Genomic DNA, 602 nt, shown 5'->3' on the forward strand with positions numbered 1-602 from the left:
GCCACAGGATGAGGAACAGCGCCACGCCTTCCAGCGCGAACTGGTACAGCTGCGACGGGTGGCGCGGGATGTTGTCGCCAGCCTGCGGGAAGATCATCCCCCACGGCAGGTCGGTCGGACGGCCCCACAGTTCGCCGTTGATGAAGTTGCCGATGCGGCCGGCAGCCAGCCCGCACGGGATCATCGGCGCGATGAAGTCGGTCACTTCCAGCCAGTGCCGGCGCCGCACCTTGCCGAACACCCACATCGCCACGAGCACGCCGAGGAAGCCGCCGTGGAACGCCATGCCGCCCTCCCAGACCTTGAAGATCTCGAGTGGATGCGTGAGGTAGTAGGTCGGCTTGTAGAACAGCACGTAGCCCAGCCGCCCGCCCAGGATCACGCCGAGCACGCCGTAGAACAGCATGTCGTCGAGGTCGCGCGTGGCCCAGCCGCGCGCGGCGATGTGCGGCTGGCGCACGCGCAGGCGGCCGAACCACAGGAACATGATGAAGCCGGCCAGGTACATCAGACCGTACCAGCGGATGGCCAGCGGGCCCAGGTGAAGCGCGACCGGGTCGAATTGCGGATGAACGAGCATGGCGGAGGAGAGGTATTTATAT

General features: G+C 66.3%; 1 protein-coding gene. It reads right to left on the minus strand.

Going from position 1 to position 602, the window contains the following annotated elements:
- The coding region (lgt, locus tag AC1DHL_RS29680; protein WP_478164322.1) for a prolipoprotein diacylglyceryl transferase at window positions 1–580 on the minus strand (580 nt) is incomplete at its 3' end.
- Window positions 581–602 lie beyond the last annotated feature (22 nt).

Source organism: Variovorax sp. 10L426, from assembly GCF_056395305.1.